Origin of the sequence: Tenacibaculum dicentrarchi (assembly GCF_964036635.1) — a bacterium.
Lineage (GTDB): Bacteria > Bacteroidota > Bacteroidia > Flavobacteriales > Flavobacteriaceae > Polaribacter > Polaribacter dicentrarchi.
Map to the genome: position 1 here is coordinate 448,533 of NZ_OZ038524.1, position 26,468 is coordinate 475,000.

21 protein-coding genes and 1 rRNA gene (1 of these 22 only partly in view) are annotated in these 26,468 nt (G+C 30.6%); 4 read left to right on the plus strand and 18 right to left on the minus strand.

The genetic code is table 11. The features are described from left to right. Positions 1-23: 23 nt before the first annotated feature. From ABNT14_RS02000 to ABNT14_RS02025, 6 genes are all read right to left on the minus strand, one after another. Positions 24-464, minus strand: coding sequence for a hypothetical protein (locus ABNT14_RS02000; protein ID WP_101902612.1), 441 nt, complete (start codon positions 462-464; stop codon positions 24-26). A 76-nt stretch (positions 465-540) separates the two neighbouring features. Continuing rightward, positions 541-2,766: a polyribonucleotide nucleotidyltransferase gene (locus tag ABNT14_RS02005; RefSeq protein ID WP_101902613.1), complete on the minus strand. Its 2,226-nt coding sequence runs from the start codon at positions 2,764-2,766 to the stop codon at positions 541-543. Between the two features lie 184 nt (positions 2,767-2,950). Further along, positions 2,951-3,220, minus strand: coding sequence for a 30S ribosomal protein S15 (gene rpsO, locus ABNT14_RS02010; protein ID WP_101902614.1), 270 nt, complete (start codon positions 3,218-3,220; stop codon positions 2,951-2,953). A 148-nt stretch (positions 3,221-3,368) separates the two neighbouring features. Beyond that, positions 3,369-4,226 carry an acetyl-CoA carboxylase, carboxyltransferase subunit beta gene (gene accD, locus ABNT14_RS02015; RefSeq protein WP_101902615.1) on the minus strand — a complete coding sequence of 286 codons (858 nt, stop codon included), beginning with the start codon at positions 4,224-4,226 and terminating at the stop codon, positions 3,369-3,371. A 188-nt stretch (positions 4,227-4,414) separates the two neighbouring features. Next, positions 4,415-5,482: a class II fructose-bisphosphate aldolase gene (gene fbaA, locus ABNT14_RS02020; RefSeq protein ID WP_101902616.1), complete on the minus strand. Its 1,068-nt coding sequence runs from the start codon at positions 5,480-5,482 to the stop codon at positions 4,415-4,417. 102 nt (positions 5,483-5,584) lie between these two features. Continuing rightward, positions 5,585-8,035 carry a BamA/TamA family outer membrane protein gene (locus tag ABNT14_RS02025; RefSeq protein ID WP_101902617.1) on the minus strand — a complete coding sequence of 817 codons (2,451 nt, stop codon included), beginning with the start codon at positions 8,033-8,035 and terminating at the stop codon, positions 5,585-5,587. A 72-nt stretch (positions 8,036-8,107) separates the two neighbouring features. Here ABNT14_RS02025 and ABNT14_RS02030 point away from each other — a divergent pair, with 72 nt between their 5' ends. Beyond that, on the plus strand, positions 8,108-8,842 hold the full coding sequence (locus ABNT14_RS02030) for a TrmH family RNA methyltransferase (protein ID WP_101902618.1): 735 nt from the start codon (positions 8,108-8,110) through the stop codon (positions 8,840-8,842). Here ABNT14_RS02030 and ABNT14_RS02035 read toward each other — a convergent pair. Together ABNT14_RS02035 and ABNT14_RS02040 are read right to left on the minus strand one after the other, a co-directional pair. Further along, positions 8,834-9,448: a deoxynucleoside kinase gene (locus ABNT14_RS02035; RefSeq protein ID WP_101902619.1), complete on the minus strand. Its 615-nt coding sequence runs from the start codon at positions 9,446-9,448 to the stop codon at positions 8,834-8,836. The two genes, ABNT14_RS02030 and ABNT14_RS02035, sit on opposite strands and share 9 nt — an antisense overlap. 188 nt (positions 9,449-9,636) lie before the next feature. After that, the gene (locus ABNT14_RS02040; RefSeq protein WP_101902620.1) at positions 9,637-14,394 is read right to left on the minus strand and encodes a GEVED domain-containing protein; all 4,758 of its coding nucleotides are present in this window, start codon (positions 14,392-14,394) and stop codon (positions 9,637-9,639) included. Between the two features lie 84 nt (positions 14,395-14,478). Between ABNT14_RS02040 and lipB the strand changes: the two genes are divergently transcribed. Then, on the plus strand, positions 14,479-15,183 hold the full coding sequence (lipB, locus tag ABNT14_RS02045; RefSeq protein WP_101902621.1) for a lipoyl(octanoyl) transferase LipB: 705 nt from the start codon (positions 14,479-14,481) through the stop codon (positions 15,181-15,183). 61 nt (positions 15,184-15,244) lie between these two features. Here lipB and ABNT14_RS02050 read toward each other — a convergent pair whose 3' ends face one another. The 6 genes from ABNT14_RS02050 to rsgA form a co-directional block, all read right to left on the minus strand. Beyond that, the gene (locus ABNT14_RS02050; protein ID WP_101902622.1) at positions 15,245-15,889 is read right to left on the minus strand and encodes a YceI family protein; all 645 of its coding nucleotides are present in this window, start codon (positions 15,887-15,889) and stop codon (positions 15,245-15,247) included. A gap of 69 nt (positions 15,890-15,958) precedes the next feature. Then, positions 15,959-16,675, minus strand: a complete 717-nt coding sequence (locus tag ABNT14_RS02055) for a tRNA threonylcarbamoyladenosine dehydratase (RefSeq protein WP_101902623.1) — start codon at positions 16,673-16,675, stop codon at positions 15,959-15,961. Continuing rightward, positions 16,672-17,310, minus strand: coding sequence for a TatD family hydrolase (locus tag ABNT14_RS02060; protein ID WP_101902624.1), 639 nt, complete (start codon positions 17,308-17,310; stop codon positions 16,672-16,674). The genes ABNT14_RS02055 and ABNT14_RS02060 overlap by 4 nt, the downstream gene beginning before the upstream one ends. Before the next feature lie 11 nt (positions 17,311-17,321). Next, positions 17,322-18,014, minus strand: a complete 693-nt coding sequence (locus tag ABNT14_RS02065) for a DTW domain-containing protein (protein ID WP_101902625.1) — start codon at positions 18,012-18,014, stop codon at positions 17,322-17,324. A gap of 59 nt (positions 18,015-18,073) precedes the next feature. After that, a complete protein-coding gene (gene dtd, locus ABNT14_RS02070; protein WP_101902626.1) occupies positions 18,074-18,526 on the minus strand; it encodes a D-aminoacyl-tRNA deacylase in 453 nt (150 codons plus the stop codon). Next, positions 18,527-19,492 (minus strand): ribosome small subunit-dependent GTPase A, encoded by a 966-nt coding sequence (rsgA, locus tag ABNT14_RS02075; RefSeq protein ID WP_101902627.1) that lies wholly within the window; start codon positions 19,490-19,492, stop codon positions 18,527-18,529. A gap of 253 nt (positions 19,493-19,745) precedes the next feature. Here rsgA and ABNT14_RS02080 point away from each other — a divergent pair, with 253 nt between their 5' ends. Then, on the plus strand, positions 19,746-20,204 hold the full coding sequence (locus tag ABNT14_RS02080; protein WP_101902628.1) for a hypothetical protein: 459 nt from the start codon (positions 19,746-19,748) through the stop codon (positions 20,202-20,204). A gap of 49 nt (positions 20,205-20,253) precedes the next feature. Here ABNT14_RS02080 and ABNT14_RS02085 read toward each other — a convergent pair whose 3' ends face one another. The 4 genes from ABNT14_RS02085 to ABNT14_RS02100 are packed head-to-tail and all read right to left on the minus strand — an operon-like array spanning position 20,254 to position 24,230. Beyond that, the gene (locus tag ABNT14_RS02085; protein ID WP_101902629.1) at positions 20,254-21,336 is read right to left on the minus strand and encodes a bifunctional 3-deoxy-7-phosphoheptulonate synthase/chorismate mutase type II; all 1,083 of its coding nucleotides are present in this window, start codon (positions 21,334-21,336) and stop codon (positions 20,254-20,256) included. 20 nt (positions 21,337-21,356) lie between these two features. Next, a complete protein-coding gene (locus tag ABNT14_RS02090; RefSeq protein WP_101902630.1) occupies positions 21,357-22,205 on the minus strand; it encodes a prephenate dehydrogenase in 849 nt (282 codons plus the stop codon). 52 nt (positions 22,206-22,257) lie between these two features. Beyond that, entirely contained in the window at positions 22,258-23,403 is a 1,146-nt protein-coding gene (locus tag ABNT14_RS02095) for a pyridoxal phosphate-dependent aminotransferase (protein WP_101902631.1), read from the minus strand. Then, positions 23,403-24,230: a prephenate dehydratase gene (locus ABNT14_RS02100; RefSeq protein ID WP_101902632.1), complete on the minus strand. Its 828-nt coding sequence runs from the start codon at positions 24,228-24,230 to the stop codon at positions 23,403-23,405. The genes ABNT14_RS02095 and ABNT14_RS02100 overlap by 1 nt, the downstream gene beginning before the upstream one ends. A 1,612-nt stretch (positions 24,231-25,842) precedes the next feature. Between ABNT14_RS02100 and ABNT14_RS02105 the strand changes: the two genes are divergently transcribed. Then, positions 25,843-26,468 (plus strand): 16S ribosomal RNA (locus ABNT14_RS02105) (it continues 892 nt past the right edge of the window).

Sequence of the window (26,468 nt, forward strand, 5' to 3'; positions counted from 1 at the left end):
ACAAAGAAACTAAAAAAGAGTTATTATTTAGCTATTCCTTTTAATTCTTTTAGTTTTTCTTCAGCGTCAATTTTATCGTTAAAGAATAAGTTTTTAGAATTAATAATAATATATTTTTCAAATACACTCGCTGTTTTACTCATTTTTACAGTAGTGTATTTCGTTGTTTTTAGTCTAAAGCTACTAATATCTCCAATTTTATCAAAAGTATAGGTTTGGGGTGTGCGAAATTGTTTCTTTAAAATTAAAGTGTTGTTTTCTGTTTTTGCAGTGCAAACAAATAAAAATAAGTAGCCTAAAAAACTAATAAGTGCTAAAATAATAATACTTCCAAAAATTATTTTACCGTTAATTCCTTGTTTTACAACTGTATTTAAAATACTAGGAATTAATAGTATCGGAATAAATAAACTAAGGTATAAGCTTAAATTTGTGAATTTTGATGATAATTTAATAGTTTTCATACAGTGTGATTTTTGCGAATATAAAAAAACCGCTAAATAAATTAGCGGTTTTTAATATGATTTTAAAACGAGATGATTAATCTTTTTTTACTTCTCTAGGCTCTCTTGGAGTTCTAGGTTTTCTATCATCACGATTTCTGTTATCTCTAGGCTTATTTTCTCTTGGTGGTCTTGCTACATAACCTTCTGGTTTTGGTAACAATGCTTTACGAGAAACTTTTTCTTTACGAGTTCTTGGGTCAAGTCCGAAATATTTTACTTCAAATACATCACCCATTTTAACTACGTCAGAAACATTTTCTGTACGTTCCCAAGCTAATTCACTAACGTGTAATAAAACTTCGTTTCCTGGAGCTTCTGCATATTCTACAACAGCACCAAAATCTAACATTTTAATTACTTTTACTTGATAAGAATTACCAACTTGAGGTTTAAAAAGCATAGACTCAATACGAGTAACAACTTTTTCAATTCCTTCAGGATTCGTTCCTAAAATTTCAATAATTCCTTCTTCAGTTACAGCATCTTCAGTAATTACGATTGTAGTTTCTGTTTCTTTCTGTAATTCTTGAATATGTTTTCCACCTGGACCAATAAACGCTCCAATCATTTCATTAGGAATACGTCTGTTAATCATTTTAGGAGCATGTGCTTTTACTTCTTGATTTGCAGATTCAATAGTATCAGTTAATTTTCCTAAAATATGTAAACGACCTGCACGAGCTTGTTTTAGTGCATTTACTAAAATTTCGTAACCTAATCCTTTAACTTTAATATCCATTTGACAAGCAGTAATTCCTTCAGAAGTACCAGTTACTTTAAAGTCCATATCACCTAAATGATCTTCATCCCCTAAAATATCAGATAAAACTGCGTAACGGTCACCATCAGAAATTAATCCCATAGCAATACCAGAAACTGGTCTTGTCATTTTAACACCTGCATCCATTAAAGCCATTGTACCAGCACAAACAGTTGCCATTGAAGAAGAACCATTAGATTCTAATACTTCAGATACAACTCTTACTGTATAAGGACAATCAGCAGGAATCATTCCTTTTAAACCACGTTGTGCTAAGTTACCATGACCAACCTCTCTACGAGAAGTTCCTCTTAATGGACGAGCTTCACCTGTACAAAAAGGAGGGAAGTTATAATGTAAATAGAAATTTTCTTCACCTTCGTAAGATGGCATATCTATTTTGTTAGCATCTCTTGATGTTCCTAAAGTTACTGTTGCTAATGCTTGAGTTTCTCCACGAGTAAAAATTGATGAACCATGTGTTGATGGTAAATAATCTACTTCACACCAAATTGGTCTGATTTCATCAGTTTTACGTCCATCTAAACGTAATCCTTCCGCTAAAGTTAATTCTCTAACAGCATTTTTTTGAGATTTATTGAAATATTTTCCAACTAAATCACCATAATCAGCTAATTCTTCTTCAGTAAATGTAGCTTTTAACTCTTCTTTTACTTCAGCAAAAGCATTACTACGTTCTACTTTAGAAGTACCTTTTTTAGCAATAGCATAACACTTATCGTAAGTAAATTCGTTTATTTTAGTTGCTAATTCTTCATCTTCTCTTTCTCCTTCGTATTCTCTTGTTTCTTTCTTTCCGAAAGCCTCCGCTAAACGAGTTTGAGCAGCACATTGTATTTTAATAGACTCGTGAGCAAATTTAATTGCCTCAGCCATTTCTTCTTCAGAAATTTCATCCATTTCACCTTCCACCATCATTACAGATTCTTCAGAAGCTCCAATCATCATATCAATGTCAGATGCTTCTAATTGCGCTCTAGTTGGGTTGATAACAAATTCTCCATTTACTCTAGCAACACGTGCTTCAGAAATAGGGCATTCGAAAGGGAAATCAGATAATTGAATAGCTGCAGAAGCTGCTAAACCTGCTAAAGCATCTGGCATCACATCTTCATCATGCGACATTAATTGAATCATTACCTGTACTTCCGAATGATAATCTTTTGGAAATAATGGACGTAAAACACGGTCTACTAAACGCATAGTTAATATTTCACCATCACTTGGTCTTGCTTCTCTTTTAAAGAAACCACCAGGGTAACGACCTGCGGCAGCAAACTTTTCTCTATAATCTACTGTTAAAGGTAAAAAATCTACTGTTCCTGCTTTGTAGCTAGATACAACAGTACATAACAACATTGCTTTTCCCATTTGAACAACAACAGAACCATGGGCTTGTTTTGCTAGTTTACCCGTTTCTAATGAAATGGTTCTTCCATCTCCTAGGTCAATGACCTCTCTAAATACTTTTGGAATCATAAATTTTAATTCTAAATTTTTAAATTGTTTGTTGTTGTTGTGTTGTTATTTTGTTGTTGCAATGGAAATTCAAAATTGTTGTTAAAAATTTTGAGTTTTTTATATAAATTTCTATTAGTTAGACAGAAATGAATTTTTAGGTATAAAAAAAGAGGCACGTTTATAGAGCCTCTTTTTGTGAGAATTATTTTCTAATTCCTAATTCTTTGATAATAGCACGATATCTTGTAATATCTTTTTTCTTTAAGTAATCAAGTAAGCTTCTACGTTTTCCTACCATTTTCACTAATGAACGCTCTGTGTTAAAATCTTTACGATTTTTCTTTAAGTGCTCCGTTAAGTGGTTAATTCTAAAAGTGAACAAAGCAATTTGTCCTTCCGAAGTTCCAGTATCAGCTTTACTTTTACCGTGTTTTTCGAATAATCCTTCTTTTACTTCTTTTGTTAAATACATTCCAATATTATTTAAATGATTTTTATGTACATCAATGAGTTATTCATTGAAGTTGCAAATGTACAAATAAAATTTTAGTTGAATTGAGAGAATCGTTGTTTTTGTGTAGATAAAAAACAAAAAAGTCAGCAATTTCTGACTTTTAATTTTACGCTCTAATAGGTTGATTTTGTATCAAGTCTATATATAAATTCACTTGTTTTTTTAATTCTTTACGTTCGTAAATTGCGTCTAAGAATCCATGTTCTAGTACAAATTCAGAACGTTGAAATCCTTCGGGTAAATCTTTTCCTGTGGTATCTTTTACTACACGAGGTCCTGCAAAAGCAATTAAAGCATTTGGTTCAGCAATATTAATATCACCTAACATAGCAAATGAAGCTGTTGTACCTCCTGTTGTAGGATCGGTACATAATGAAATGTACGGAAGTTTAGCTTCGGCTAATTGTGCTAATTTTGCAGAAGTTTTTACTAATTGCATTAAAGATAAAGAAGCTTCCATCATACGTGCTCCTCCTGATTTTGAGACCATTAAGAAAGGAAGTTGATTTTTAATAGCATAATCAATTGCTCTGGCTATTTTTTCTCCTACTACAGATCCCATTGATCCTCCAATAAAAGCGAAATCCATTGCGGCAATCACAATATCTTTTCCGTTTGATTTACCTACTGCTGTACGAACAGCATCTTTTAACCCCGTTTTCTTTTGTGCCGCTTTTAAACGGTCGGGATAATTTTTAGTATCTTCAAAATTTAAAGGATCTTTAGAGGTTAGTGCTGAATTTAATTCTTTAAATTTATTGTTATCAAAAAATAATTCAAAATATTCATTACTTCCAATACGAACATGGTAGCCGTCTTCAGGGCTTACATATAAGTTTTTCTTTAATTCTTCTGTATCAATAACCTTACCACTTGGAGTTTTATACCACAAGCCTTTAGGCGTATCTTTTTTTTGTTCGGTAGGGGTTTGAATCCCTTTGTCTTTACGTTTAAACCAAGCCATAGTTTAGTTTATGTTTTGTTGTTTGTTAGTAATTAACTCATTCATTTTAAGAAAAGAGCCGACGACAAATGTAAATTATTTTTGCGAACTTTACTTTTTATAAATTAAAAAAAGCACTTAGAGGGTTCTAAGTGCTTATTTATAGTTTGTTATAACAGTATGTAATCAGTTATAATTTATTTTAATTCTTATAAAGTGTTTACGTTGTTTAAGTCTTCAAAAGCTTTTTTTAGACGGGTTTTGAAAGTTAATTCTCCTTCACGTAGCCATTTACGTGGGTCGTAATATTTTTTATTTGGTTGTTCCGAATCGTCAGGGTTACCAATTTGACTTGCTATATAGTCTTTTTTAGCTAAGATATAATCACGAGCTCCTTCAGTAAAAGCGTATTGTAAATCAGTATCAATATTCATTTTAATTGTACCATAACCAATAGCTTCTCTAATTTCTTCTAAGGTAGAACCTGATCCTCCGTGAAAAACAAAATCGATAGTATTATGAGGTACATTGTACTTTTCAGAAATATATTCTTGAGAATTTTTTAAAATTTTTGGTGTTAATTTTACATTTCCAGGCTTGTAAACTCCGTGAACATTACCAAAAGCAGCAGCAATGGTAAACTGATTGCTTACTTTCATTAATTCTTCATAAGCATAAGCAACTTCTTCGGGTTGTGTGTATAATTTAGAAACATCAACGTCAGAATTGTCAACACCATCTTCTTCACCACCTGTAATTCCTAATTCAATTTCTAAAGTCATCCCTATTTTACTCATACGAGCTAGGTATTTCTTACAGATTTCGATATTTTCTTCTAACGGTTCTTCAGATAAATCAATCATATGAGAACTGTATAATGATTTTCCTGTTTCTTTATAAAACTGTTCACTTGCATCAAGTAAACCATCAATCCAAGGTAATAATTTTTTAGCAGCGTGGTCGGTATGTAAAATTACTGGAATATCATAAGCTTCGGCTAATAAATGCACGTGTTTTGCACCTGCAACAGCACCTGCAATAGCTGCTTTTTCATCTTTGTTTGATAACCCTTTACCAGCATTAAATTGTGCACCACCATTAGAAAATTGAATAATTACGGGTGAATTTAATTCTTTTGCGGTTTCTAAAACGGTATTTACGGAGCTAGAACCTACAACATTTACAGCAGGTAAGGCAAATTTTTTATCTTTTGCTAATTGAAATATTGCTTGGACTTCTTTTCCGGTGGCAACTCCAGCTTTAATAGTATGAGACATTGTGTTATGTTTTTTAGTTGTGTTAAGTTGTTTTAGGCGTGTCAAAAATAAGAAATTTTAAATGCTTTTGTTTACAATAACTGCTTGCTACTTGTTAAATTTTTAAAAAGGATAATTAATTCCGATATTTAATATAGAATTTGAAAAATTATGATTTTTAAACCATCGGTCATTTTTTAAATAAGGTTCGTGCATTTTAAAGCCTAAATCTAATCTTGCAATTAAAAAGCTAAAATCGTATCGAAGCCCAAAACCTGAGCCAACAGCAATATCTGTTATTGATTTTAGTTGATTAAATTTAGCAACATCATCTATATATTTAGAATTGGTGATATCCCAAATATTTCCTGTATCAAAAAATAAAGCGCCTTTTAAAGCGCCAATAACGTTAAATCGATATTCAAAACTCGATAAAAATTTTAAACTTCCTATATTATATTCTAATCCTGGTTGTCGTGTTCCAGGTCCTAAAGAGTAGGTTATCCAGGCTCTAACATCATTAGAACCACCTGTAAAATAACTGCGTGAAAAAGGAATACTAGCATTATTATAGGTTATAATTGCTCCTAAAAATGTACGATGTGCTAAAACGGTATTATTTCCTAAATTCCAATATTTTTTATATTCAACATCTGCTTTAAAATATTGAGCGATAGGAATTTTTAAAACTGTTTTTTGATTTCGATTATTTGTTTTTTTAGATATAACTCCCATTAAGTTTCCAGCATTAGCAACTCGAAATTTAAGGAAAGAAAAATTAGTATCTTTGCTATTTAGTTGATTATTATACGTGTAGGTAAAAGCAATTTCAGGGATTAAAAAATCGGAAGTAATAATATTGTATCTGTTAAAAATATTAAGGTTATTCTGATATTTTAAAGGTTGGGTGTTTTTAAACGAACCATCGGTAGCAATATTTTGCATAAATTGTAAAATATCGGTTGAGTTACCAGGCTGATTTGTAGGTAATTTATATTTAGAAGAGGCAGTTGCTACTTGTTTCAGCTTAAAATATTCTGAATTATAAATGCTAAAGTAATTATTAACATTTAAGTTTCTAATATATTGTACATTGAGTAATTCTAGTTGTAATGATTTTTGCTTGTTGTAAACCCATTTATAATCTAAGCCAATGGTAATATTCTGATTATCTAATCCAATATTTTTTTGATTACCCAATCCAATTAAAAATTTTGTTTTAGGAAACATTTTCTTCGGAATAAGTCTTTTTAGTCCAAAAGGTGCTACAAAACGAGGAATTCCTAAAGTAAGGTCAGCGCCAATTTCCCACCCAAGCCCGTTGTTAGAATTAAAGTAAGAGCCAAAAGTAGAGAATTTAAATATTTCAGCACCTTTAAAAGCATTTCGGTTAATTAACGAATATTTTAAAGAAATATCAAAATTTCTAATATTAGAACGAGACAATTCAGCATCAAAACCTAAAGTGTATTTTTCAATAGGTGTTAAAAAAATATTTGCATTTAATTCGGTATCATTTAATTCATCATATCGAATAGAGGTTGTTTTAAAGTTTTTTAATCCTCTTAAATGTTTTCTAGTTAATTTTTTAGAAAAATCACTATAAACCGTATTTGGTTTTATAAATAATGATTGTGCAAGTATTTTAGGATTGTATTTTAATTTTTTATGTGCATAAAAAGTAATTCCTTTGTATAAAACAGTGTCTTTGTAAACGTTGTTTCGTTTATTATAGGTATAATCGGTATATACATTGATTTTCTTTATGTTTTGAACTTTAAAAGGAATAACTCTATCAGAAATATTAATGTTTACTTTTGTTTTCTGATAATTTTGAAGTGTATCATTTTCAAACGAAATATAATTTTCATTAAAATGATAAATTCCTTTATTTCTAAAAAAAGTAACTAGCCTATTTGCTTCTTTAACAAAATGTTCATCTTTATATTGATTTCCTGCTTGAAGAAAACTGTTTTCTTTTGATTTTTTGTACAAAGAATCAAGGGCTGGAGAAGCTATTTTAGTTTTAATTAAACTTAAAAACGAAGGTTTTCCTTTTGTTATTTGATAAGAAATACTACCTTTTTTAGTATCAATAGTATCTTTTTTAAAGGAAACTTTAGCCCTAAAATATCCTTCTGTTTGAAAGTAGGCATTTAAATTATCCGCAGTTTTTTTTGTTTTTTTATCATCAATAATAATAGGAGCTTCACCACTGTTTAAAAACCAGCGATTGATTCCTATAAAAGATTTAGCTACAGATATACTTTGTTTTTCAGAAAATCCTTTCTTAAAAAACGAATATATTTTTGGGTTTTTAAAACCCCATTTCGCGGGTGATTTTGCTCCCTTCGGATTTCCTAAATTATAAAAATACAGTGATAATGGAACTCCTAAGGCTTTTGCATTAGGACGTTGCATTAGTAATTCTGTAATATTTTGATTTGTATTTTTTACACTGTCAATATAAACTGTATTTTTTGTTAGTAATAATTCGTTTTTTTTAACAAATTTTATGGTACTACAAGCACTGAATAAGATGACTAATAAAAAGAAGAAAGAAAGTTTTTTCATTAACTTTACGGCTGGTATTTGAGTATCAAAAATACTGTTTTTTAGTGATTATAATATGTTAAAAAAATAATAATGAGTTTATCTAAAAACAATTTAAAGTTAATAACGAGTTTACAGCAAAAAAAGTATCGACAAAAACATCAATTATTTGTTGCTGAAGGGGTAAAGGTTGTTACCGAATTATTAAAGTCATCAGTAGAGGTAGCGCATATATTTACGGTAGACGCTTCTTTCGAAATGGCTAATAATGTTCAAAGTACGCTTATTTCAGAAGTTGAATTAAAGAAAATAAGTACGTTAAAAAAACCAAATAAAGTTTTAGGGTTGTTTAAAATTCCTGAAGAAAAGGAGCAAGATAGCGCTAATTTTACACTTGCTTTAGATGAGGTAAATGACCCAGGTAATTTAGGAACTATTATTCGGTTGTGTGATTGGTTTGGTATTACCGAGTTGGTTTGCTCTAAAAATACGGTAGATTGTTATAATCAAAAAGTAGTGCAATCAACCATGGGATCTTTAACGAGGGTAAATATTTCGTACGTTGATTTACCAAGTTTTTTAACAGAAACACCATTAGCCATTTATACTGCCGATATGGATGGCGAAAATATTTATAAAGCAAACCTTCCTGAAAAAGCAGTTTTAGTAATGGGAAATGAGGCAAATGGAATTTCAAATAAAATAGCAGCTATTGTAAAACATAAATTAACGATTCCTAGATTTGGTGATATTCAAAAAACAGAAAGTTTAAATGTAGCTACAGCAACTGCTATTTTATTAAGTGAATTTAAAAGAAGTTTAGTTTAACTTCTTAATTTGAGCATCTATTTTATCAATAATAAATTTTAAATCTTTTTTATTATTGATAAAATCTAAATTATCGACATCAATAATTAGTAGTTTTCCTTTAGTGTACTCACTAATCCAAGCTTCGTAACGTTCGTTTAATCTGGTTAAATACTCAACGCTAATAGCGTTTTCATAGTCTCTACCACGTTTGTGAATTTGCCCAAGAAGGGTAGCTGTATCTGCACGTAAATAAATTAATAAGTCGGGAGGGGTAACTAAGTTTTCCATTAATTCGAATAATGAAGAGTAGTTACTAAAATCACGATTAGTCATTAATCCCATAGCGTGTAGGTTGGGTGCAAAAATATGAGCGTCTTCATAAATAGTTCTATCTTGAATTATTTTTTTTCCAGACTCTCTTAATTCTAAAACCTGACGAAAACGGCTGTTTAAAAAGTATACTTGCAAATTAAAAGACCAACGTTCCATTTCACCATAAAAATCATCCAAATAAGGATTTTCGTCTACTGATTCATAATGAGGCTCCCAATCGTAATGTTTGGCTAATAGATTCGTTAACGTGGTTTTTCCTGCGCCTATATTTCCGGCAATTGCTATATGCATATATTTTGAATTTCAATACGGTAAAATTACATAAAAAAAGTATTGCCAGCCAAAAATTAATGAATCAATTTATGCTGCTAGCTAGTTGTACTTATAGTGTTCTTAGCGTGTTGTTTGAAGTTGTTATTTAAAGTTTGTGTAAAAAAAAACGAGCTGTTAAGCTCGCTTTTTTTTGATGTAATTTTTTTTTATTTCATCATAATTTTACGGGTACTTAGTTTACCGTCATTTTGAATTTGTATAAAGTAAATTCCGCGGCTTACTTTTTTAAATTTAATTTCTTTATTAAAATTACTAGATATTGTTGAAAATGTTTGTGTTTCTAATAATTGCCCTCTTGCATCAATTAATTTAATAATGGTTAGGTTTTTTTCTTTCACCTTAAAGTTTACGGTTAATGTTCCGTATGAAGGTACAGGGTATATTTTTAAATCGGTAAATAAATTTGCAGATGTCGCAAAACTTTCATCAATATTAATAGTATAATCTTCTACTTCACCATCAAAATTAAACTCACAAGAATTTTCTTTGTCGGTAGTTTCTTTTCTGGTTAAAATACGTAAGATTGTTGCGCCTAGTTTTGCATCCTCAGGAATGGTTATCGTAGTGTTATTTGTTGTTAAATTAAATGATTCATTTTCTTCAAATATCAAATTTTGATTCCAATCAATCCATCCGAAGGTTTTTAGTGCGTTATTTCCATCGCTATCAACTTCAATATTTAAATCATATTGCTCACCTCTAACAACAGGTGTTGTAACCGAAGTAAAATTAGAATAACCAGTTGTTTTTGTTGAACTATTATTAATCCCTGCAAAACTAACGTTGGTTAGGCTTATTTTTGAAGTGCTATTTCCTTTTGATTTGCAATAACGGTCATTAACAACAAGTGTTAAGTTAATTGATTTTTTTAGTAAACCAGCAGTTGCTATTACTTTAACGGTATAATTTCCAATAGGGGCATTGTTTAAATTATTAATATGTACTGTAAAGGCTCCTGTTTTGTTAATTGTTGTAGGATTAAAAGTTACAACAGCATTTTCAGGGGCGTTTTCTGCTAAGAAAGTAACGTTTTCATTAAAGTCATTTAATGATTTAAAATCAATTTTATAAGCTACTTTATTCACTGCTTTATTACAAATAGATATTGCTGGTTTTTGGCTTTTTAATGTAAAATCGGGTGTGATTTTAATGGTATAATCTTCTACTTCACCATTAAAACCTAATTGACATTCGTTTGAGTTTTGAGAACCTTCTTTTTGAGTTACAATTCTTAAAATGGTTGTTCCTAATAAAGCATCCGAAGGAACAGCAATTTTTAATCCACTATTTTTAGTTGCTGTATTTGCGTTGCTTGTTGTTCCTAAATCATATTTTTCATTAGCATCAAACAAACAATTTTGATTCCAGTCAACCCAAGCAAATGTTTGTACCGTTTGATTTCCTGCCGAATTTGCATTAACCACTAACGGATACGCTTCACCTTTTATAACCTGAGTATCGATTGCTGTGTAGTTGGTATATCCTGTTGTTTTTGTAGAGGTATTATCAATACTTCCAAAACGAACAAGCGTTGTGCTAATTTGAGAGCTCATACTCCCTGCTGATTTACAAAGCGTATTGTTTACATTAAAAGGAATATTTACTGATTTTTTAATAGAAGATGCTGTAGCGGTAACCACCATTTGGTAATCGCCAATAGCTGCATTTTTTAAGTTAGAAACAGTTAATTTTACGGTGTCATTTTCTTTAAAAGGATTCGGCGAAAAGGTAGCCGTAGCATTTGCAGGAAGCCCTGTAACTGAAAAAACAATGTTTTCGTTGAATTTTACCAATGCTTTATAAGCCATGGTAAAAACTTGCTGATTAGTCGCTTTATTACAAATAGAAAAATTACCTGAAGTATTTGTTAGTGTAAAGTCTGGCTGAGGTTTTTCTGTTACAATTAAGGTATAATCTTCTGTTTCACCCCATTCTTCTTTGTGGTTTGAATCGCAAGCGCCATCACCATAGCCATTAGTAGGGTCATCATATTCTGAAACTACTCTAATTCGAGTGCTTCCTAAAGCGGCATTTTTAGGAATATTAATGGTATATGTTGAATTTACTTTATCTCCTGATTTGGTACCTAAATCATATCTTTCATCAGTAGTATTAAAGATAAAATCTTGATTCCAGTCGATAAATACATAACAATGATCTTGGTATCCATCGGTATTTAAAGTAACGCTTATTTGATGAGATTCTGTTCTTTTTACAGTGGTGCTTTTTGAAGTAAAATCTTCATAACCATCTACCTTATCGTTCCCTGAATTATTATTGATGCTATTAAAAGTTACATTGCTAATGTGGTTGGCACCTCCAGCTTCATCGGTAAATGTTGAAGCACAATAAGAAGGTACTTGGGTTGTAAATTTATAAACCTTAGAAAAAGTTCCTTCAGCACAGGAGTTTTTAGGCTTTATACGCCAGTAATAGGTAGTGCTACCAACTAATGAAGTGGTTGAGGTATATGCGTTGGTGTTCGCTTGTTGGTCAATTACAATAGTTGAAAAATTAGCATCAGTAGCAACCTCTATTTGATATGCAGTAGCATTATCGTCTTGTGTCCACTTAAATTCGGGAGCTATACTAGTATCTGTATCGGCATCTATTGGAAAGATAGGATTAACAGTTGTTAAAACATCTTGAATTACTTGTAATTCTCCTTGAGTTGTTTGGGTAACACTTGCTGATTTCCCTTGAATATTAAAGATGTAATCTTGAGCTATACTGTTGCTGAAATTTTTAAGCATTAGGGTAGCATCGCCATTGGAGTTTATAGTTGCTGGAGTAAAACTAGCGGTAACACCAGTAGGTAAATTAGTAGCACTTAAAGTTACTGTTTCTTTAAGACCATTTAAAAAACTAAAATTAACAGTATAATTTACGGCATTAGTTCCTGATTTACAGGTTGTTTGTTTGGCTGTTTTATTGGTTATTAAAAAAGTAGGATCTGTTGAATTAATAGTGAAATTAGTAGGGTTCACATTATAAAAGACGTTATCGGCAGCCTCTACAAGTATTCTAGCCTGTGTTGTGATATTATTTGGTATGGTAATTTCTTCAGATCCATCATTAGGAGTATTCTCTTTTAAAATAATTGGAAAGGTAATACCTCCATCAACAGAAAGTTTAATAGTTACTTTTGCACAGTTTATTGGTGCGCTGTCTGTTGTTCCTTTATTCCATGAAATTGTTTGCTGATCTCCTGTAATCCAAGTAACATTTGTGTTGGGTACTGTTACAGTAAAAGGCGCTGCATCGGTTACTGTAATTTTCATGTCATCTCTTGCCGAATTCCCACCACCTGCATTGTTGTCTCTAACGGTTAATGAAAAATTTAATTCTCTAGCTACCGTAGGAAGAACAATCCATTGGTTAGAAGTTCCGTTTATAACATCTTCAAAAATAGGGAAATATCTTTTAGGTGATTTTGTAGGATTTAAAGACCTAAAAGTAGGGCCTGCTGTACTTGTTGAAACAGGAGGCATTGTTGCTTTTTGAGTATCAATTTGCTCCCAGTTATAGGTAAGACTGTTAAGTCCTTGCGCATCGGTAGCTATTCCTTCTAAAACAAAAGGAGTTCCTTTAGGAATACTTACATTTTTACCTGCATTAGCTGTAGGAGCATCGTTATTAGTGCTTGATTGTGTTGCACAACTTCCACTATTTTGCATATGCGCCCACATTTGAGCCATACTTACTGCATGAAAATACGGATCACTATTTCCTTGAACATTAGGTGAACAAATACCTGCATACCCCATAATTGTCGAACCACTTCCTGGTTCGACAGAGGTTGATGATTTGTTACAGTCGTTATTTTGTGTGTGTGTACCTCCAAATTGATGCCCTATTTCATGGCACACATAGTCAATATCATAAGGATCATTGATGGGTTGTGAACTACCTGTTATACCACTAGCTTTATAGCCGGTAACACATACCGAACGAACTTGTGCTAAACCACCACCACCGGTGCTAAATGTGTGACCTATATCATAATTTGCATCTCCAATAATTGCATCACACTTTGCTTGACTTTCATCAATTAAAGCATCTGCATTATCATCGGTTAAACCATCATCACCGTTACTTTCTAAAAATATTAACTCATCGTTATTATTTACAAGTACCATTCTAACGGCTAAATCTCTTTCATAAACTTCGTTTACACGAGTCATTGTCGTATTAATTGCCGATAAAACAACTGCTTTTTTTACAGCATCGGTAGCTGAACTGGCAATATTTTGTCTGTTTAAATGAAATGATGAATACTCATTAGTACAGGCAATAGCAATTCTAAAAGTTCTTAAAATACCATCATTGGCATTTCTTTTTTGAATTGATGAAGTCATTGTTTTTTTAGCCGTGCTTTCAACTTGACATCTAAAATCATTCTCTTTAGCTTTTAAAGCTGATTTTTTATAGATGATATATTGTTTTTTATCAACCGTATAAGGGTCGATATATACAATGCTTTTATTAGCTGAATAAATAAGTGCATGTACACCATTGGCACCTAAACTAATTTTAGCAATAGCCGTAGGATCATCAATTCCTTGCCCAGAATAAGACTTAATCATCGGGAATTTAGCCGCTAATTCAGGAGCTAAATAAGAAGTTTCTTTAATAGAAAATCGTTGTAATTTACCTTCAGAATCAGGTAATGTTATAATATGTTGACTTCTTTTTGATTTAAAACCTGTTAAATGATTTTGAAGACCATTTAAATTTAGTGTTGCTAAACGGTATTTTTCAGGCGTATTTTTTCTGCTTAAAGGTTTAACTTGTTGACTAGAAGTCTCTTTTTTTACAGCTGTATTCCAAAAATTTTGAGAGAAGGAATTTGTTGCTAAAAAAATAAAAAAGAAAAAGAGTATTGAAGGATTTTTTTTTATCATAATTATGAATTGTTAATAGGCATTGTTATAACAGCTTGGTGTTAATTTTAGTACCTTTGGGGGATTGTTTTAGGATACAAATTTATGAATAAAAATATAACAGTTAGTGATTTAGGTCAAAAAGATTATAAATACACTTGGGATTATCAAGCTAAATTATTAGAAAAAATCGTTTCTTTAAAACGAGAAAACAGAAATAAATCCTTGAAAATTAGCACGCCCAATCATTTTCTATTTGTTGAACATCCACATGTTTACACCCTTGGTAAATCAGGAGATTTAAGTAATTTATTATTAAATGAAGCACAATTAAAAGAAAAAGGAGCTACTTTTTATAAAATAAATAGAGGAGGAGATATTACCTATCATGGTCCAGGGCAAATAGTAGGCTATCCGATACTTGATTTAGAAAATTTTTTCACAGACATCCATAAATACTTACGTTTCTTAGAAGAAGCAATTATATTAACAATTGCCGAATACGGCTTAGAAGCAGGTCGTAGCGATGGCGAAACAGGTGTTTGGCTAGGAGTAGGAACACCGTTTCCTCGAAAAATTTGCGCTATGGGAATTCGTGCAAGTAGATGGGTAACTATGCATGGTTTTGCTTTAAATGTAAATGTAAATTTAGGTTATTTTGATAATATTATTCCTTGCGGAATTAGAGGCAAAGCAGTTACTTCTATGCAGGCTGAATTAGGTTATGAAATTTCAGAAGCTGAGGTAAAACAAAAAATATTAAAACATTTTAAAACACTTTTTGAAGTAGAATCTTATATCAAAGTATAAAACTAAACACAAAAAAAGGGCTGACATAATAAAATGTCAGCCCTTTTTTATGTATCTAAAATTATTTTTTAGCCTTAATATTAAAAGAAATCTCTAACAAATCGTTAATAAATTTATCTTTTAAAGCAGCATCAATTTTTTTAGATTTGTAAGTAACTCCAAAATCAGTTCTATCAATACTAAAAATATCACTTTTAATACTAGCTACACCTTCACTTTGAGTAACCGTTGCAGGAATTGTAATACTCTTTGTAGTTCCTCTAAGTGTTAAATTACCTGTTATTTGTAATTTTCCATCTTTAACTTCAGAATTTGCTATTTCAAACTTAGCTGTAGGAAACTTTTTAACATCAAAAAAGTCAGAACCTTTCAAATGATTTTCTAATTTTTCTTTACCATCAGCAACTTCTAAATCGGCACATAAAATTGAATTCATATCAATAACAAACTCACCAGATTTAAGTACGTTGTTTTCAATTTCAAACAATCCTTTAGTAATACTAACAGTACCATTATGAGAACCTGTTGGTTTGTTTCCTTTCCAGGTAACTGTAGATTCTGCAATATTTGCTTTATAAGAGCTAATTACATTTTCTACTTTTTTAATATCTTTAACTTCTTGGTTAGCTGTTACTTTATTTTTTTCTGATTTACAAGAAACGGCAGTAATTGCTATAAGTGCAATAGCTAAAATTGATTTTTTCATGATTATTTGTATTTAATAATTGATTTTTATTTTAGAACAAATATACTTTAAAAATAGTTTCCTTGGAAATTATTTTTTCGTTAAGATTTTGTTAATAACATAAGAACTAGCTTGTAAGCCAAAAGCGGCGGGCATATAGCTAATAGTTCCATAAAAAGATTTTTTAAAATTAGCTCCATTTGTTAGTTGTAAGCTTTCGGCAATTTGAACTTCTTCAGAGTAAACAGCAGTAATACCTTTGTTTACTTTTCGTTCTTTTAATCGCTTTTTTAAAGCACGTGCCATTTTACAGTTTTTTGTTTTACTGATGTCTTTTACAACTACTTTACTAGCATCTAATTTTCCACCAGCACCCATTGAGCTAACTAATTTTACTTTTTTTCTTTTAGCGGCAACAATTAAATTGATTTTAGGAGTAATACTATCAATACAATCCATTACATAATCATATTCAGTACTAACTATTTCAAAAGCTCTTTCTGGTGATAAAAATTCTTCTATTGCTGTTAGTTCTATTTCAGGGTTTATATCTTTAATTCTGTCGGCAATTACGCTTACTTTTGTTTTTCCAACAGTACTATCTAATGCGGGTAACTGTCTATTTTTATTAGTTTCATCAAAAGCATCACCATCAACAATTGTCATTTTTCCAACACCAGCTCTTGCTATAAATTCTGCTGCAAATGAGCCAACTCCACCTAAGCCAACAATTAATATGTTTGCTTTTTTTAGCTTTTTCATTCCTTCTTTCTGAACTAATAACTCTGTTCTTTCTAACCAACTCATTTTGTAAATATTGTATTAAAATTTTGATGTATATTTTTTTGTAGCTTTTTCATGCTAATTTTTTTGATGTTACTTGCTTTTTCATAAACAGTGGAAATATCAATTTTTGCATCATCTGTTTCTAAGAAAATTTTATCCAACGGAATATTTAAAAATACCTCTTGTAATTTAGTTGATGTTAACAATGCTTTTCCGAAGGATAAAAAACAATCATTTTTGATAAAATCAGTAGCAATTTGATTATTTTTATTAAAACCGTGAATAATCCATTTTTGCGTAGGTTTTAATTCTTTTTTCAAACGGAGTATATCTTGAAAAGCTTTTACACAATGTATAATTAATGGTTTTTTTAATTCTTCTGATAACTTAATATGTTCTTTAAAAACAGGAATTTGAAGTCTGTAATTTACTTCAGATAATTTATCTAAACCACATTCGCCAATGGCATAACAATTTTTATGAAGTAGCTTTTTTTTGATAAATAGAACTTCATCTTCAATTCTTTCTTCAAGGATAAACCACGGATGAATCCCGATAGAAAAAGGCGTATTAAAATCTGTTGAATTAGGATAACAATTTAAAATACTAAAATTTTCATCAGAATTAGTATGTGTATGAATATTTATAAATTTCACAAAAAAGACAACTAATTTTCTTGTTCAAAAATAATACTTCTTTCCATATTTTTTTTATAAACATTCTTAGGGATAAGCTCTTTGTTATTTGTGTCTACCATACATTTAATTTGATGGTCAATCATTTTTTCAAAAGGAATAAGAAAATCCTTTGTATTACATTGTTCTAAATTACTTTGATTAAGTAAATTTAAGACTGTATAAACTGATTCAATAGTGCTAAGACAAAGAGGTGCTGGTTGTTGTTTAATCGTAAATTTCGATTTTATTTTATTATCAAAGCTTACTCTTTTTAGTTTTTGTAAGTTTTTACTTAATTTTAGCATTTTACGAGCGCAAGGCCATGTTCCATCAAGAATAAAAATATGTGGATTATCACCCATAAATGAAATTATGTCTGAACTTTCTCTTATTGATAAATTAAAAGTATCTTCTCCAGGGTAAAGTAAAAAAGAAGAATTTTTTTCTTCAGTCAGTATTTCATTTACACGTTTATTATTTGTGAAATCTACACCAACTATAATTTCAGAATTTTCAAGTTGAAGATTTGTCATACGTCCCGTTCCGTTTCTTTCTTTTTTGTACTCTTTTGGGTGCATAAGAATAATAAAACGAGTTTTGGTTTGGGAACGATTAATGTATTTACAAATACATGAAGATGAAGGCATCATGCATTTGTAACATTTGCTTCTTGGTTTTTTCATTTATACTTTAAAAGTGAATATCTTTTTGTTGAATTGCTACTAACTATAAAACAGTAGTTTTAAACTTTATTTTTACTATCAATAATAATAGTAACAGGTCCATCATTTAAAAGTTCTACTTTCATATCTGCACCAAATTTACCAGTTTGTACTTTTTTACCTAAGTCGTTTTCTACCTGATTTATAAATTGATTATATAAAGGAATGGCGATTTCAGGTTTTGAAGCGTTCATGTAGCTTGGTCTGTTTCCTTTTTTTGTTGATGCTTGTAATGTAAATTGACTAACGATAATTGCATCTCCTTTAATATCAATTAAAGATTGATTCATCACCTGATTTTCATCATTAAAAATTCGAAGATTCGTTAATTTTTTAGATAACCAGTTAATATCTTCTGTATTATCATCATCAGTAATGCCTACTAAAATTAGCAAACCATTTTGAATATCAGCAACTTTTTCTCCTTCAATAGTTACACTAGCTTTATTTACTCTTTGAACAACTGCTTTCATTTACTCTTTATCTTTTTCCCAAATATCAGTACGATAATGTTCTTCTTCACCTTCTAAAATTTGCAAATAACTTTTATAACGTTCCCAAGAAATAGTATCTTCTTCTAAAGCATCTTTTACAGCGCATTTAGGTTCGTTAACATGAATACAGTTATTGAATTTACAATGTTGTTTTAGTTCAAAAAATTCAGGAAAATAATCGCCTAATTCATATTTATCAATATCAACAACTCCAAAACCTTTAATACCTGGAGTATCAATAATTCGGGCATCTTTTGAGTTTTCGATGCTTAAATCGAACATTTCTGCAAAAGTTGTGGTGTGTTTTCCTTGATTATGTTGGTCTGAAATTTCCTTTGTTTTTAAGTTCAGATTTGTATCAATAGCATTTACCAAAGTAGTTTTTCCAACACCTGAATGTCCTACAAACATTGAGGTTTTTCCAAGCATCATTTCTTTAATTTTATCAACATTGGTGTTTTCCTTTGCAGATACTTCAATACATCGGTAACCGATAGTTTCATAAATATCTTTTAGGTATAAAATTTCACCACGTTCTTCAATTTCGTAAGAATCTATTTTATTAAAAACTAAAATAGTATCAATTCTGTAAGCTCTTGTAGAAACTAAAAATCTATCAATAAAAGTGGTAAAAGTAGGCGGATTGTTAATAGTAACCAGCAAAAAAACTTGGTCAATATTAGATGCGATAATATGTGTTTGCTTAGATAAATTTACCGATTTACGAACAATAAAATTATCACGTTCATGAATTTCGGTAATTAAACCTGTTTCTTCGTTATTCTTGGTTTCTAATTCAAAATTAACTTTGTCTCCAACGGCAATCGGATTGGTACTTTTAATACCTTTTAGTCGAAATTTTCCTTTAATACGGCATTTGTATAAAACGTCCTCACACTTTACCCAATACCAACTTCCTGTAGATTTATATACGATTCCTGTCATGGCACAAAGATGCAGAAATTTATGTAAAATAATAATATCAAATAGAGTGATTTTTAATATTACTAATGATATAAAAATGATTTGAAGCAATTTCCCGCTTTCCGCACTCGCTTTTTTTATTTTTTCGAAAAGAAAAATAAAAAAGAGCTCAAACAAATGCTTCAATCGGGGCTAGGCATCTTATACAATTTGAATATTTTAAATTTAAAAAGATTATATTGTGCAATTATTAAAAAAAATAAAATAATTTTTTATGAAAAAAGCATTATTACTAATTGTATTTATTGCATTAGGTTTAACATCAGTAAACGCTCAAAAATTTGAGTACAAGGTTATTACAAGTGTAGAATCAACAATTCCTAATGGATTAGGTAGGTCAAGATTAATCTCATCTAATGAAGACAGAGATTATAAGAGTTTTACATCAACAAGGTCTAGTGAAAAAAAGAAAGACAAAAGAAATAAATCTAACCGTGCTGAGATTAGAGTAAAAAACTTCGATGAAACTAAATTATTAAACTTCTTTAATATAGGAGGAATTAGATTTCAGAATATTGTAGCAAACGATGCTGTAATTAGCTCAAAAATAAATACCATGGTTGAAGAAGGATGGGATTTAGCTTTTGTAAATTCAGGAGTTGAGAGTTATGGAGGTAAAGGTGATAAAAATGGTATTTTTATTACAAGATATATTTTTAAAAGATTAAAATAATACCTTAATCTTTTATAAAAAAAGGAGCTTCAATTGAAGCTCCTTTTTTTTATCCTTTAATAATTTTTTCTTGATGATTAATAGATTCTTGGTGAATTGCTTTAAACATTTTTAAAACAAATTCTTCGCTTAATCCTTTGCTTTCACCTTCAAGAATCATGTTTCCAAGAATTTCATTCCAACGTCTAGACTGTAAAACAGCAACGTTCATATCTTTCTTTAAAGCACCAATTTTATCGGCAACTTTCATTCTTTTGCCCATCATTTCTATTAGTTGTCCATCAACAATATTAATTTGAGCACGTAAATTATCTAAAGATTCTCTGTATTCAGAATCAGTTTCTGTTGCTTTTCTAATTTTTAAATCAGTCATAATCTGCTTTAACTTAGTAGGAGTTACTTGTTGAGCAGCATCACTCCAAGCCTTTTCAGGGTCAAAATGAGTTTCAACCATTAAACCATCAAAGTTTAAATCTAAAGCAGTTTGACAAACATCAAAAATCATTTCTCTGTTTCCTGTAATATGTGAAGGGTCACAAATTAAAGGTAAATCAGGGAATCTATTTTTAAACTCAATTGCAATTTGCCATTCAGGAACGTTTCTATATTTTGATTTTTCATAAGTTGAAAACCCTCTATGAATAGCTCCTAAGTTTTTAATATCTGCAGTGTATAATCTTTCAATTCCACCTAACCACAAAGCTAAATCTGGATTTATAGGGTTTTTTACCAATACAATTTTATCTGTACCATGTAAAGCGTCTGCTAATTCCTGCATAATAAACGGAGAGACTGCAGTTCTTGCACCAATCCATAATAAATCTATATCATGTTCTAAAGCTAATTTTACGTGGGCTGCATTGGCAACTTCAGTACAGGTTTTCATACCTGTTTCTTCTTTTACTTTTTGTAACCACTTTAAACCTAAAGAACCTACACCTTCAAAATTTCCAGGTCTAGTTCTTGGTTTCCAAATTCCTGCTCTAAAATAGTTTACATCAGAATCTTTTAATTCGTGTGCAATTTTTAAAACCTGCTCTTCGGTTTCTGCACTACAAGGCCCTGCTATTACTAGTGGATGTGCTAAATTCATATCATCCAACCATGTTCTTAATTCTTTTGTATTTTCCATTTTAATAATTATTATGGCCTTTATTTTATGCCGTTTAATATTTGTTTTATGTGATTTGTACTTTCCATTTCGTTATGGATTTCAGTAAAATCATCTTCTAGTATTAATTCTTTAAATTGTTGTAAATTATTGATATACTCATCCAAAGTTTCTACAACATTGTCTTTATTTTGTTTAAAAATAGCTGTCCACATTGCTGGTGAACTTTTTGCTAAACGTACTGTTGAAGCAAAACCAGAACCTGCCATATCAAAAATATCACGTTCGTTTTTTTCTTTTTCGATAACAGTTTTTCCTAACATAAAAGAACTGATATGCGATAAATGAGATACATACGCAATGTGTTTATCGTGCGATTTTGCATCCATATAACGAATTCTCATTCCTAATTTTGAGAAAATATCTAAAGCTATTTCTTGTAATTTGAAAGCTGTTTTTTCTACTTCACAAATAATATTTGTTTTTTGTTTAAACAAATTCTCATGTGCTGCTGTTGGTCCTGAAAATTCAGTACCTGCAATAGGGTGTGTTGCTAAAAAATTTCTTCGCTTCGGATGATTTTTAATAGCTTCACAAATGTTTGCTTTTGTAGAACCTACATCTAAAACTAAACAATCATCAGCAATAATATCTAAAACTTTAGGTATTATTGCTATTTGAACATCAACAGGTATTGAAATAATTACAATACTTGCTTTTTCTAATTCGCTAAACGTTGATTTATGATGAATTACGCCAATTTTTTTAGCTTCATCTAAATGATTTTCGCTGGCATCAATTCCATAAACAACAGCCTCAGGATATTCTCTTTGAATATCTAAAACCATGCTTCCACCAATTAAACCAACACCAATTACAAATACGTTCATATTATTATTTTACTGCATTTCTATTACAGAAATGATATTTTATTTTACCTATTTAGGCAAATCTATTAATTGCTTCTTTAATTACTTCTTTTGTAATACATAATGAAAAACGAATATAACCTTCTCCTTGCGAACCAAAAACAGTTCCAGGAGTAATAAATATATCTTTTCCGTATAAAATTTCATCGGCAGTTTCTTCGGATGTTTTTCCTTCAGGGATTTTAGCCCAAACAAACAAACCTGTTGAGTTTTTATTATAAGTACAGTTTAATTTATCAGCAAGTTTAAAAATTAAATTTCTACGCTCTTCATATATTTTATTCTGAGCGATAAACCATTCATCAGATAAATGTAAAGCTTCAATAGCACCTTTTTGAATTCCGTAAAACATACCAGAATCCATATTACTTTTAACCTTTAATATTTGATTGATAAAGTTAGCATTACCCAAAACCATACCAACACGCCAGCCTGCCATGTTAAATGTTTTACTTAATGAATTTAATTCTAAAGCAATCTCTTTAGCACCATCCACTTGTAAAATACTGATAGGATTATCATTTAATATAAAACTATACGGATTATCATTAACAATTAATATTTGATGTTTTTTACCAAAAGCTACTAATTTTTCAAAAGTTTCTAAAGTTGCGTTTGTTCCCGTTGGCATATGCGGATAATTCACCCACATAATTTTTACGTTTTCTAAATCTAACTTTTCTAATTCTTCAAAGTTTGGTTGCCAGTTAGTTGTATCACTTAAGTTGTAAAAAAGTGGTGTTGCACCGACTAATTTAGTAACAGAAGTATAAGTCGGATAACCAGGGTTTGGAATTAATACTTTATCGCCTTCATTTAAAAAAGCCATAGAAATATGCATAATTCCTTCTTTACTACCCATTAAAGGTAATATTTCATTTTCAGGATTAGAGGCTACTCCAAATTTTTCATTATAGAACTTAGAAATTGCGTTTCTTAATTCAGGTAATCCTTGATAACTTTGATATTTATGAGCAGTTGCATCTCCAAAACTTTCTTGAATAGCATTAATTACATTAGTAGGAGGCAATAAATCAGGGCTACCAATTCCCATATTGATAATTGGTTTTCCTGCTGCTGCCAACTCTCTAACTTCTCTTAATTTTTTAGAGAAGTAGTATTCTTGTACGGTATCTAATCTTTTTGCTGGTTGAATCATTATTTTCTTCCGTTTTTATATGCTCCTAATACTTTAAATTCTTCTGCCATTATTTTAATAATAGAAATTGCCTTTTCGTAATTTTTATATTCATTAAAGGTAACATCTACAAAAAACGAGTATTTCCAAGGAGCTTCAATTACTGGTAACGATTGTATTTTTGTTAAATTCATTTTGCAATCGCTTAATACATTTAAAAGAGTAGCTAAACTACCTCTTTTATGGTCTAGTACAAATTTCAAGGAAGCTTTATTTATCGTATCAATTCCGTTACTAGATTCTTTAGTTTGTACAATAACAAATCGGGTTGAATTTTCTTTCATGGTTTGAATGTCATCTTCAATAACATTTAAACCAAAAATTTCCGCTGCAATTTTTGGTGCAATGGCAGCAACTCCTTTTAAGTTATTTTTAGCAATTCTTTTGGCTACTTCGGCAGTATCAACATCTTCTACTAATTTAATATGTTTATGTTTTTTTAAAAACTCTTTACATTGTAGTAGTGCCATCGGATGCGAACATACTTCGGTAATATCTTCAATTTTTTGATTAGGAAGTGCCATTAAATGATGATGAATATTTAAATATTCTTCACCAATTATTTGTAAATTATTTTTATCAATTAAAGCATAATTAGGAATAATAGAGCCTGCAATAGTATTCTCTAACGCCATAATACCAACATCTGCTGTTTTATCAAGTAAGCTATCTACTAAAACATCAAAAGACATACATTCTTTTAATCCAATTGTAGTGCCATAAAAATCACGAGCTACTTTATGATGGTTAGATCCTTCTGCTCCTTGAATTGCTATAATTTGTTTCATTTTAAATCAAAAAAAAAGCCCCGATATATCGAGACTTTATAAGTTATATTTGTTAGTTAACAATACGATACAAAGTCTCAGCCTTTATTAAAAAAATAAAAGTAAAAATAGAAACCTTGCCAGATGTTTTGTAACGTCATTTTTGTATTTGTTGTACAAACACAAATCTAAAGATTAATCTCAGATAAAAAAACTTGTTGCTGTATTTTTTTAAAAAAAAGGGAAATTTACTGAAATAATAAATATATCTGTTAGTGCAAAGAGTATTTAATTGCTGTAAATCAATAGGTTGATTTTATTTAGATGATTAAACTCTATTTAAGCAAGTGTTTTACCCTAAATAAGAATAATAAAATACCTTAAAGTTTTATTTCAAACAAATAGACTTGTTTTGTTATTTTTTATAGAATAAATCTGAACAACATAAATAAAGAGGGGAGAAGCAGTAAAATAATTAGAAAATTTGACACCTATATATAATGACAAGAAAACCCCAAGAATATATATTAAAGGGATAATTTTCTAGAAGCAATTACCCGCTTTCCGCACTCGCTTTTTTTTGAAGAAAAATCAAAAAAAGAGCTCAAACAAAGCATCAATCGGGGCTAGGCATTTGTACTTTTTTTAATAATTCGAGAACTTAACTATAATTTAGGCAAAGTTTATACTATCATTTCGAGCAGTAAAACTTAAACCTCACAGGTTTTAAAAACCTGTGAGGTTTGTTCTTGTTTGGAGCATTCAAAACGAAATTCCCATTAACGAACAACAATTGTCAGTTCTAATGATTTTCATCCTGTTTAGGTAATTCAAAACATCCTGCTAAATTTATTTCAGCATCGCATCAAAATGAGAACCCCAGAAATCAACCTAAAAATCGGAAGCAAATTCCGATTAACGAAAATAAACTGTCAGTTCGAGTGATTTTTTTTCCTTCAAAAAAATAGTATCGAGAACTTTATCAGTATTAAAATCAAAAAAACAAATAAAAATCTATTACTAAAATAGCAAAACAAAACATTCGAAGCTGTTTTTAACCACTTTTAACAGGCCAAAAAACCATAATTTCAGATATTAATACGTGCTAATTTTAGCAGAATCCTACTTTTTAAAACTAATAGAACATAAAAGATAAAAAAACACACAAATCAATCTCCTAGTAATCAGCGATTAATAAAATACTTTTAAAATAAACAAATAAAACCCCTTGTCAGTCCAATAAAAGGACGTAGATTTGCAACCGCTAACAACAAAACGCAAGTTTAAAAGTTAACAACTGTTCCTTAAAATATCGTTAAGTATCATTTTAATAAAATGTAAAAAATAAGTTAAATTTTACTTGTTTAAAACAAATAAAAGAATGTATATTTGCAACCGCTTTCATAAAGCGTAACGATTAAAGAAATTTGGAAATGACAATAGTATGTCAGTTAGTTCGATTCTAACGTTTCTACAAAAAATGATAAGATTATTCTTATCTCTGGTTCTTTTAAAAAAGAACTAGGTTCATTGAAAATATTGAAATTGACAGCGTAAATAAGAGTAGAATAACCACAACTTCTAAGGAAGTTAAATTCTTTTGAAACTTATTCATTAATATTATTTAAAATATACAATGAAGAGTTTGATCCTGGCTCAGGATGAACGCTAGCGGCAGGCTTAACACATGCAAGTCGAGGGGTAACATTATGCTTGCATAGATGACGACCGGCGAACGGGTGCGTAACGCGTATAGAATCTGCCTTGTACAGGAGGATAGCCTTTAGAAATGAAGATTAATACTCCATAATGTAGTGTTTCGGCATCGGAATACTATTAAACATTTATGGGTACAAGATGACTATGCGTCCTATTAGCTAGATGGTAAGGTAACGGCTTACCATGGCAACGATAGGTAGGGGGTCTGAGAGGATTATCCCCCACACTGGTACTGAGACACGGACCAGACTCCTACGGGAGGCAGCAGTGAGGAATATTGGTCAATGGAGGCAACTCTGAACCAGCCATGCCGCGTGCAGGATGACTGCCCTATGGGTTGTAAACTGCTTTTATACAGGAAGAAACCGATCTACGTGTAGATCCTTGACGGTACTGTAAGAATAAGGACCGGCTAACTCCGTGCCAGCAGCCGCGGTAATACGGAGGGTCCGAGCGTTATCCGGAATCATTGGGTTTAAAGGGTCCGCAGGCGGTCAATTAAGTCAGAGGTGAAATCCCATCGCTCAACGATGGAACTGC